Below are 9,973 nucleotides of genomic sequence, written 5' to 3'. Positions count from 1 at the left end.
CTATACTTTTAATAATTAAAAAGTTACAATTATAGCTGTTGATTAAAACTAAAAACTATTATTAATATTTAAAACAAAAAGGGGATTATCATGAATAAATCAAAAGGTATTTTACTTACTATTTTATCAGCAATTATATTTGGTTTTGCATTTACCCTATCTCCTATAACTTATGGTGATGGTGGTAGTAATGCTGTTACATTAACTTTTTTAAGAAGTTTTATATGTATTCCAATTTTATTTATTGTTTTAAAAATCAAAAAAATTCCAATTAAAATTACAAAAAAAGAATTGTTTAATTTTTTTATATTAGGCTTTATAGGTGCTGCTGTAACTACAGTTACGCTTAATACTTCATTTGCTTATATAGATGTAGGAATAGCTAGTACTCTTCATTTTGTATATCCTATTTTTGTTACATTAGGATGTGTGATTTTCTTTAAAGAACGTTTAGGTAAGAAAAAATTAATAGCACTTATTATAGCTACGTTAGGAATTTGTTGCTTTTTTGGAACGAGTGGTGAAACTACATCAGCTAACCTACCATTGGGTATTTCTTTAGCTATATTTTCTGGTGCTACTTATGCTTTTTATATAATTTTTATGGATAAAAGTGGATTAAAAGATTTAAATCCATTTAAAGCATCTTTTTATATCGCTATTGTAGTATCTGCTATTGTAGGTATCTATGGCATATTTACAAAAGAATTAACTATATTTAACCTTACTGCAAAGTCATGGGGATTAACAATTTTAATAGCAATACTTTGCTCTTTTGTGGCTGTTTCTTTATTACAAGTAGGTATTAAACATATTGGTGCTTCAACAGCTTCAATATTAAGTACATTTGAACCTATTACAGGTGTTATCTGTGGAACATTAATATTAGGAGAAAATTTTAATCTTCTTAAACTTATAGCTTGTGCTCTTATATTCCTTGGTGTAGGTATACTTGTTTCAGCTAATAATAAAAATGAAGATGAACTAAAATCTAAGGAAATAATAGGCATTAATTAGTACCTTTTATAATATATTAAAACTATGAAATTTATAATTAACTATAATTTTCATAGTTTTATTTTAAATTCTAGAATAATTCATATATATCTGAAAATTCTATAGATATTTTTTGTATAATTGGTTTATGTACAGCTTCAATTATGTTTTTACTGCTAGTTTCTGTTTCTTTTAACCTTATATTAGGAAGCTTAATAATAAATTCACTTCCTTTATCATCATTATCAGTTAAATAAACTTGTCCGTTATGAAGTTCTACTAAAGATTTAACTAAAGCTAATCCTATTCCACTACCTTCTTTTTTTCTATTTAAAGATTTATCTATTTGAACAAATCTTTCAAATACTGCTTTTCTTAACTCCTTTGGAATTCCTATTCCATCATCCTTAATTTTTATAGTAACCCATTCATCATCCGCATCCATTTCTACTAATATATTTCCATTTTTATTAGTAAACTTAACTGCATTTGAAAGTATATTAAGCATTATTCTCTCAATACTTTCTGGATCACATTTAATTTCAATTTCCTCTACATAAGTATCAAAAAGCACATTTATATTCTTTATTTCCACATATGGAACAATAGACAAGGTTATATTTTCAACTAAACTAACTATTTCATAATTTACATAATTCATTTGAAGAAACCCAGAATCTATTTTAGTAATATCAACAAGATTATTTACAAGTCTTAACATTCTAAAGCAATTTTGCTTTATAGTATTATCATATTTTTTATAAGATTCAGCTAAATTATCATTTCCATGTTGTTTTTGATTTTCTAAAAGTTGAACACAAGAATAAAGTATGTTTATTGGAGTTCTAATTTCATGAGAAAGATTAGCAAAAAACTGACTTCTTATTCTTTCAAGCTCTTTTATTTCATTATATTGTTTTTCTAATTTTTCTAATTGCTCTCTGAAACTACAGTCTCTAGCTACTATTACAGTACCTATTATATTATTTTTTTCATCTAAAATATTATTTTTAATTGCTTCAGTAGAAAAAATTTTACCATTTTTACATTTCCACTTTTGTTGTACAAGCATAATATCTTTATCTTTATTCTTTAACACATTTTTCTCTTCTAATAATATATCCTTATAATTTAATTTTTCTATCTCCGATTTTTCATATCCTAAATTAGATAAAACTGATTTATTTACATATACTATATTTCCATTAGAATCTTCTGTAAATATTAAATCTTTTATATTCTCTGTAATTGTTAATAACATGGTATCATTATTTTTAATTTCTCTATTTAATCTTTCACTTTCTTTAACTTTCCTAACCATTTCTACAAATAAACCTATTAATAATATTAAAAATCCTATAAAAGATAAATATCTATTATATTCTTCTACTCTAGAATAATACTTACTAAAACAACTAAATATATAAATTCTTCTTATAGTAAAAATACTTATACTAGCTATAATTATAGTGTATACAAATTCATTTCTTAATAAACATCTCCTAGAAAGCATAAATAAAAGTATACAATAATATATTATTAAACATAAATTTATATTAGTAATAATTCCTATATGATCTATTAAATCAAAATATTTTCTTAAATGAAATTCTAAACAAATACCTAAAATATTAAGTAAAATAGTAACTAACAAAGATACTCTTTTACATTTTAATACTAATTTAGCTAATTTACTATTATTAAATATAGCTAATGTAAGAAAAATCACTCTAAAAAAGAAAGGAAACATTATTGTTAAAGAAAATCTATTATTTACCGCTACTATTTCTAATAAAACATAATTTACAAATATATATTCTATAAAAATACTAATATAACTTAAAGTTAATATGAAAAACTCATTATTTTTATACATATAATAATACATCCAACAACATGCTATAGATATTAATCCTGTAACACAATTTATTCCATTTATATCTTCTATAAGTCCATATTGACGAATTAAATTTATATCGCTAATAGAAATGCCTATAATTGTAGTCAATAAAAAAATTAAAGTTCCACCTAAGGTATATTTAATTAATTTATGTGTTTCACTTTTATACTGTTCTTCAATGGCTTCTAATTTCATATAGTTCCTCTTTATTCTTTGATAATATTTTATACTTATAATATTATCACATTTTTCTTTTTTAAATTATATTTTTCGATAAATTTCTTCTTTTTTTCAAAATTTTATTTATTATTACTATAATTTAAAATAAAAAAGATATTTTAAAAATTGTATAATAACAATCTTTTAAATATCTTTACAAAACCTTTATATTTTAACTATTTATATATGTACTATTAAAATTTAAATAGAAGTTTCTTTCCTTATTTCATTTATGATATCTTCTTCTGATAAAAGACCTTCTTTGTCTTCATATGTATCATACAAATCAGTAAATGAAGTTGTAAACATTATATTTTTTTTGTTTTTTAGTAAATTTTGTTTTTTCTTTTCATTATATTTTTTCTTTACTAATATTCCTGCTGTTATTGAAGCTACAGCAGAAAGAGCTCCAACTAAAAAAGTTTTTTTCTTCATAATTGTTCCTCCAAACTTCTTATTTTCTTTGTGAATGACCCTCACTTGTAGAAGTTTGCTAAAAGCCTTATTCGTATAGACGTATTACTTCACCGTTGATGGATAAGACATATAGCCTACAACACTAATTTATTTTGACAGTCAAACTAATCACTATAAGTATAACTTTTACACTTATATAAGTCAATTTAATTTTTATTACAAAATTCTTATTTTTTTATTAAAATTTAAAATTAATGAAAAACACTATAAAATTCAAACAAAAATTTCATAGTGTTTTCTAGAAATATCTATATTTATTACATAAGTGGTGCAAACACTCTAAGTATTGATCTTACAAATACATTAGACCATTTAATCTTTCTACAATCTTCTAAAGTTACTACTTCACAAACTTTTAAGGTATTTAAAAAATCTTCTTTTATTTGCATTACAGATTTAGTTTTATATAACCATACTCCACATTCAAAATGTAAATATAAGCTTCTATAATCCATATTTATAGTTCCAACTGTTCCTATTTCATCATCTGCCACAAATGTTTTTGAATGTATAAATCCAGGAGTATATTCATAGACTTTAACTCCACATTCAATTAATTGAGCATAATATGCAGTAGTTACTATATGTGCATACCACTTATCTTCAATATGTGGAGTAATAATTCTTACATCTATACCACTTTTAGCAGCTAGTGTAAGTGCTGTTATTAATTCATTATCAACTATAAAATAAGGAGTAGTTATATATACATAATTTCTAGCTTTATTAATTATATTAAGGTATACATTTTCTCCTACAATTTCACCATCTAAAGGGCTATCACCATAAGGCTGCACATATCCATCTGATTGAAAACTTTCTTTATAGTACCTATTGGGTCTGTATTTATCATAAGCTTCACTTTCATTTGTACCAAAATTCCATAAATGTAGAAACATTAAAGTTAAATTCCACACTGCATCACCTTTTAACATAATTGAAGCATCCTTCCAATGGCCAAATCTAACTATAGAATTTATATATTCATCAGCTAAATTTATTCCACCTGTAAAGGCTGTATGTCCATCTATAACTGTTATTTTTCTATGATCTCTATTATTCATTATCATGGAAAGAGAAGGAACAAAAGGATTAAATATAGAGCATTTTATACCCTTATTTTGTAAACTTTCATTATATTTATGAGGTAATGTTTTTATGCACCCCATATCATCATACATAACTCTTACATCTACACCTTCTTTAACCTTTTTCTCTAATATTTCTAATATACTATTCCACATTTCTCCTTCTTGAATTATAAAATATTCCATAAAAATATAATGTTTTGCTTTTTTAAGTTCTTCCTTTAACTTTTCAAAAAATATTTCTCCAGGCGATAAATATTCTGTTTGTGTATTTTTGTATATTGGAAAAGAAGAATATCCATTTATGTAATTAGCTTGATTTGCTGCTGTTTTGCTATTTTTTTCAATCTCATTTATTATTTTTTCATCTTGTACTAATAATGGCTCTATATTATTTAAAGACTTAATCATTCTTTTTCTAAAACCTTTATTAGTTTTATTTCCACCAAAAAGCAAATAAAATAAACCACCAAATACAGGTAAAGCTAAAACTAGTATTGTCCATGCTAATTTATAAGATGGATTATCTTTTCTACTTATAATATAAATTTCTACTATTACACTTAATATAATAAAAAATACATAAAAATATACAAAGGATTCAGATAACTTCCATATACCAAAAATTAAAATTACAAACTGAATAAAAATAAGTAAACCAATTATAGTCATTCTATTAAATAAAAAACCTAATACTTTTCTCACAACGCTATAAATACTCCTTTTAAATTTTATATAATTATATTATAACCATTTTTTTCTTAAAGAACATCTTTGTAACATATATATTTTTATGCTTATATAATTTAAATTATATTTTAAATAACAAAGACTGCCTAAAAAATAGACAGCTTATAATTGAAACTTATATATTATAAATTTAAAACTTCTTTAATTTTTTCTACTACTCCATTTTCATTATTACTTTTAGCAATAAATCTAGCTACTTTTTTTAAATCTTTATGAGCATTCTCCATAGCATAACTATAGTATCCACTTTTCATAAGCTCTAAATCATTTAAATAATCACCAAAAACCATAACTTCATCATAATTAATATTTAAGGTTTCTTTTATTTTATCCATAGCCACACCTTTATTTACACCTTTAGCTGTTATATCAAGCCATATTTCTCCTGAAACTGTCACTTGTAGCTTGTCCTTGTATTTACTAAAATATTTATAACTATTTTTTTCAGAACCTTTAAAATCACAAAGTGTTACTTTTAAAATATCATCATTAATATTATTAAAATCTGAAACTATTTTATATCTTTCATAATATTTTGCAACTTCTTTTACAAATTTCTCATCTTTTGACTTTATGTAAGCAGATTTTTTCCCACATACAACTAAATATGCATCCTCTATGTTATTTCCTATGTCTATAAGGTTGTCTGTAATTTCTCTTTTTAAAGGATTAGCAACTAATTCCTTACCTTTATATACAACGAATGTTCCATTTTCAGCAATAAACATCATATCATCTTTTACTTTTTCAAATTTTTTTAAAAGATTATAATATTGTCTACCACTAGCTGCTGCAAATATTACTCCATTTTTTCTAAGTTTTTTAAATATATCAAAAAACTCAGGATTAATTTCATCATTATTATTTAATAATGTACCATCCATGTCTGTTGCGATAAATTTTACCATTAATATCCTCCACTTTATCTATATTGATAATGTATTTTTTATACTAATATATTATAGAAATTTCTTTATCTATTAACTTATTCATAATATTATCTTCAGGCTTTTTATCAGTTATAATAGCATTTATTTCTTCTAATTTAGAAAATTTATAAAAACAATCAGTATAAAATTTTTCATTTTCCATTACAATGTATATATTTTTACTATTTTTTATTATTGCTTTTTTAGTCATAGCTTCATCTAAATCTATGTTACTTATAAAATTATTTTCTATATTTATTCCACCAGCTCCAATAAAACTTTTATTTATTCTATAACTTTCTATTTCACTAATTGCAACTGATCCTATTGTTGCTCCTAAATTTTTATTATAAATTCCACCAATGCATATTACATTTATAAAAGGATTATTATCAAACATAATAGCGATTCTGTTCATGTTAGTTATTAAAGTTAATTTCTTTGAAATACTAGAAAGCATAGCTGCAATACTATAATTAATACTAGATGCATCTAAGAATATTACATCATTTTCTTCTATTAAATTTATAGCTATATTAGCAATTCCATTTTTCCTATCTATGTTTTTAGCTAATCTATATAATATACTATCATCATATACTATTTTTCTTTCTAAAATAGCGCCTCCATAAGTTCTTTTTAACAAGCCCTCTTTTTCTAATTTTTGTAAATCTTTTCTTATCATACCTTCAGATACTCCAAAAGTTTCACTAAGATTTTTAACCAATACTTTTCCATCTTCTCTTAATAACTTTAAAATTTCATTTAATCGCTCTTCAGTAAACATAATCTTTTTTCCTTTCTTATTTTAATGTATATTATGAAAGTTTTTTTATATTTTATTATTATTTTAAATCATTCATTATTATTTATTATTATTTTATAATATTTTTTTCTTTACTTCAACTTAAATGTTATTAAATAATAAGAAGACTTGATGAGAATTTTTACCACCAAGTCTTTTTAGTAATTAATATAAATTTATAATTTTTTTAACATACAACTAATTCATTTAAAAATAAAATAAACTCATTGCTATTATAACATCTTTTTTTTCCTAAAATTATTTTAGCACTATTTAATAATTTTTTATCATCAGTTACAAGAATATATTCTTCACTTTCGTTACATATAGAAATTAAATTAAAATCTACTTTTGATATTTTATTTCCATTAATATAAAAGGTGTTTCCACCATTGGTGATCTTTAAGTCAAACTTCCTCCTTATATTATCCATATTTTTTTCTTCATTAATCTCTAACATATGAGAAAGAAGTTTTAAAAATCTATCGGATAATACAGATTGATTTTTGTATACTGTGTACTCCTTTCTTGATAATTCAATAGCTACATCATTTGAAATAAAATACTCCATATCATTCCTATTATCTATAGTGCGCAACAATTCTGGATATCTATTCCAAATTTTAATTATTACATTAGAATCAAGCAAGTACTTAGTTTTACTCATTTACATCACCACTTATTCTTTTATTAATAGTATATTCTTTTTATACTATAATATATACTGTTTTAAAATATTTATTTAAATATATTAAATAAAAAACTGTATTTATATTTTATATTAAAATATAAATACAGTTTTTCTTAATTTTTAATTTTTTTAGTGATGTGAACATCCATCATGATTACATGTATGAGTACTTGCAAAAGGTACTAACTTTCCTTCTTTTAATAAAATTAAATTATTTTCTATATCTCCTTCTTCAGCTTTATAAACCTTAATTCCCATAGAATTTAATTTAACTATAGCTCCTTGACCTATGCCCCCAACAACTACTGCATCTACAACTTCTCCAGATAAAGCTTTTATTGGTTGACATTTTCCATGCTCATGACCTAAATCGCCATTTCCTACTGTTGTAACCTCATTTTTATCTAAGTCACATATTACAAACATTGGTGCTGTTCCAAAATGTCCATAGGGTATACTTTTCATTCCTTCATTAGATTTTACTGGAAAACAAATTCTCATTATTCTTCTTCCTCCTTAAATTTTTTACAGCAACTTTTCATTGCTTTACAACTAACTTTACATTGTGAGATGTTAAAATCTTTTATTTGTAAATCTAGTTTATTATTAATTGAACTTATGTCATCATTTATTAATAAGTTCATAAAATTAATAGCATTTTCTAAAACTTCTTTGTTTAGATCATACATGACGTAATAACCTTTTTTATAACCCTTTATTAAATCAACATCTTTTAGTACTTTTATATGTTGAGATACTGCTGCCTCTGATATATTTAAATGCCTAGCAATTCCCTTAGCACAAATATTTTTCTTAGATAATAAAACTAATATCTTTATTCTTGTTTCATCACCAATTGCTTTAAAAACTTTAACTCTTTCGTTCATATAATTCCCTCTAAATAATTTAGTTAAGCATTAACTTAATTAAATTATAATATACTTAATTAATTTTTACAATATTATATTTAGTAATATTTGTATAATTTAAGTGGCTAATGCTTTTATTTTCTCTCTAATTCTTATAAAAACATATTGTTTTATATTTTAAAAAATTTCATAAAAAATGCTCTCAATCTTAAACAAATATTATCTCACTAATAATTTTAAACTTTAATAATTTACTCGAATATATTTACTATTCTTTTAAATATCATTATTTTCTTCTATAATATCTTTTAAAAGTCCTGTGTAATCAGTAAATATTCCATCTGCATTTTCTTTTATTAACGCTCTCATGTTTTTAGGATTATTTACAGTATAAATATTTACTTTCAAATTATTTTCATGTGCTTTTTTTATTAGTTCTTCAGTTACTAATGCTAAAGCTGGATGGAGAGCATCTACTTTTAAATTTTTAGCATAATCTATTATATTATGTATAGCACTTTCATAAAGCAATGCTGTGGAAATTTCATTATCTATCTCTTTACATTTTTCTAAAGATGTATGATTAAAGCTAGATATAATTGTTCTATTCTTTAAATTATACTTATTAAGTAGATATATAACATCCTCTTCAATATTTATGTATTGAATTTCATCAGTTTTTAATTCTACATTCAAATATATTTCAGTTTCTTTAATTAACTTTAATACTTCTTCTAGAGTAGGAATTACACATTCCTCATTATTTTCAAATAATACCTTTCTACACTTAAACTTTTTAAGCTCCTCTAATGTATAATCTTTTACTAATCCTTTTCCTTTAAAAGTACGTTCTATGTCTTCATCATGAATTACTACAAGCTTATCATCTTTAGTTTTTTGAACATCTAATTCTATACCTGTAGCACCTAACCTTATAGCAGCTTTAAATGCTAACATTGTATTTTCAGGAAAATCTCCACAAGCTCCCCTATGAGCAAAATTTATCATTTATATCACCTACCTATACTATATTTGTTATAAAATAAATATTAGTTTAATTATAGAAGTAATCTTTATTTAACTCAAATTTTCAAATAATAATTTTATACAAAAAAGCTCTGTATTTATTAACCCGAATTATTCACCAAACTATTTTTTAGAAGATAAAAATATCTAAATATATGGTTTGGTGTTTATTTTTTTAAAGAATTTTCATTTTAGCATAGAAAATTTATAAATTTTATTTTAT

At 23.1% G+C, this 9,973-nt stretch carries 10 protein-coding genes; 1 reads left to right on the top strand and 9 read right to left on the bottom strand.

Features of this window, described 5'->3' with window-relative positions; genetic code table 11:
* The first annotated feature begins 90 nt into the window (after window positions 1-90).
* Entirely contained in the window at window positions 91-1,017 is a 927-nt protein-coding gene (locus GBZ86_RS08995; protein WP_152889872.1) for a DMT family transporter, read from the top strand.
* Window positions 1,018-1,087: 70 nt separating this feature from the next.
* Here GBZ86_RS08995 and GBZ86_RS08990 read toward each other — a convergent pair whose 3' ends face one another.
* The 9 genes from GBZ86_RS08990 to GBZ86_RS08950 form a co-directional block, all read right to left on the bottom strand.
* A complete protein-coding gene (locus tag GBZ86_RS08990; protein ID WP_152889869.1) occupies window positions 1,088-3,091 on the bottom strand; it encodes a sensor histidine kinase in 2,004 nt (667 codons plus the stop codon).
* 225 nt (window positions 3,092-3,316) lie between these two features.
* Window positions 3,317-3,550: a hypothetical protein gene (locus tag GBZ86_RS08985; RefSeq protein ID WP_152889866.1), complete on the bottom strand. Its 234-nt coding sequence runs from the start codon at window positions 3,548-3,550 to the stop codon at window positions 3,317-3,319.
* 299 nt (window positions 3,551-3,849) lie between these two features.
* The gene (cls, locus tag GBZ86_RS08980) at window positions 3,850-5,352 is read right to left on the bottom strand and encodes a cardiolipin synthase (protein WP_152889875.1); all 1,503 of its coding nucleotides are present in this window, start codon (window positions 5,350-5,352) and stop codon (window positions 3,850-3,852) included.
* 200 nt (window positions 5,353-5,552) lie between these two features.
* On the bottom strand, window positions 5,553-6,338 hold the full coding sequence (locus GBZ86_RS08975; protein ID WP_152889863.1) for an HAD family hydrolase: 786 nt from the start codon (window positions 6,336-6,338) through the stop codon (window positions 5,553-5,555).
* 43 nt (window positions 6,339-6,381) lie between these two features.
* Window positions 6,382-7,146 carry a DeoR/GlpR family DNA-binding transcription regulator gene (locus tag GBZ86_RS08970; RefSeq protein WP_152889860.1) on the bottom strand — a complete coding sequence of 255 codons (765 nt, stop codon included), beginning with the start codon at window positions 7,144-7,146 and terminating at the stop codon, window positions 6,382-6,384.
* Window positions 7,147-7,351: 205 nt separating this feature from the next.
* Window positions 7,352-7,831 (bottom strand): PIN domain-containing protein, encoded by a 480-nt coding sequence (locus GBZ86_RS08965; RefSeq protein WP_152889857.1) that lies wholly within the window; start codon window positions 7,829-7,831, stop codon window positions 7,352-7,354.
* Window positions 7,832-7,984: 153 nt separating this feature from the next.
* Window positions 7,985-8,356: a NifB/NifX family molybdenum-iron cluster-binding protein gene (locus GBZ86_RS08960; RefSeq protein WP_152889854.1), complete on the bottom strand. Its 372-nt coding sequence runs from the start codon at window positions 8,354-8,356 to the stop codon at window positions 7,985-7,987.
* Window positions 8,356-8,742 (bottom strand): ArsR/SmtB family transcription factor, encoded by a 387-nt coding sequence (locus GBZ86_RS08955; RefSeq protein ID WP_152889852.1) that lies wholly within the window; start codon window positions 8,740-8,742, stop codon window positions 8,356-8,358. Before GBZ86_RS08955 ends, GBZ86_RS08960 begins: the two co-directional genes overlap by 1 nt.
* 258 nt (window positions 8,743-9,000) lie before the next feature.
* A complete protein-coding gene (locus GBZ86_RS08950; RefSeq protein ID WP_152889849.1) occupies window positions 9,001-9,732 on the bottom strand; it encodes a glycerophosphodiester phosphodiesterase in 732 nt (243 codons plus the stop codon).
* Window positions 9,733-9,973: the final 241 nt, after the last annotated feature.

The sequence above is a fragment of the Clostridium tarantellae genome (genome assembly GCF_009295725.1).
Classification (GTDB): domain Bacteria; phylum Bacillota; class Clostridia; order Clostridiales; family Clostridiaceae; genus Sarcina; species Sarcina tarantellae.
The sequence above is the reverse complement of the archived record's forward strand: the minus strand, read 5'-3'. Positions and strand labels throughout refer to the sequence as shown.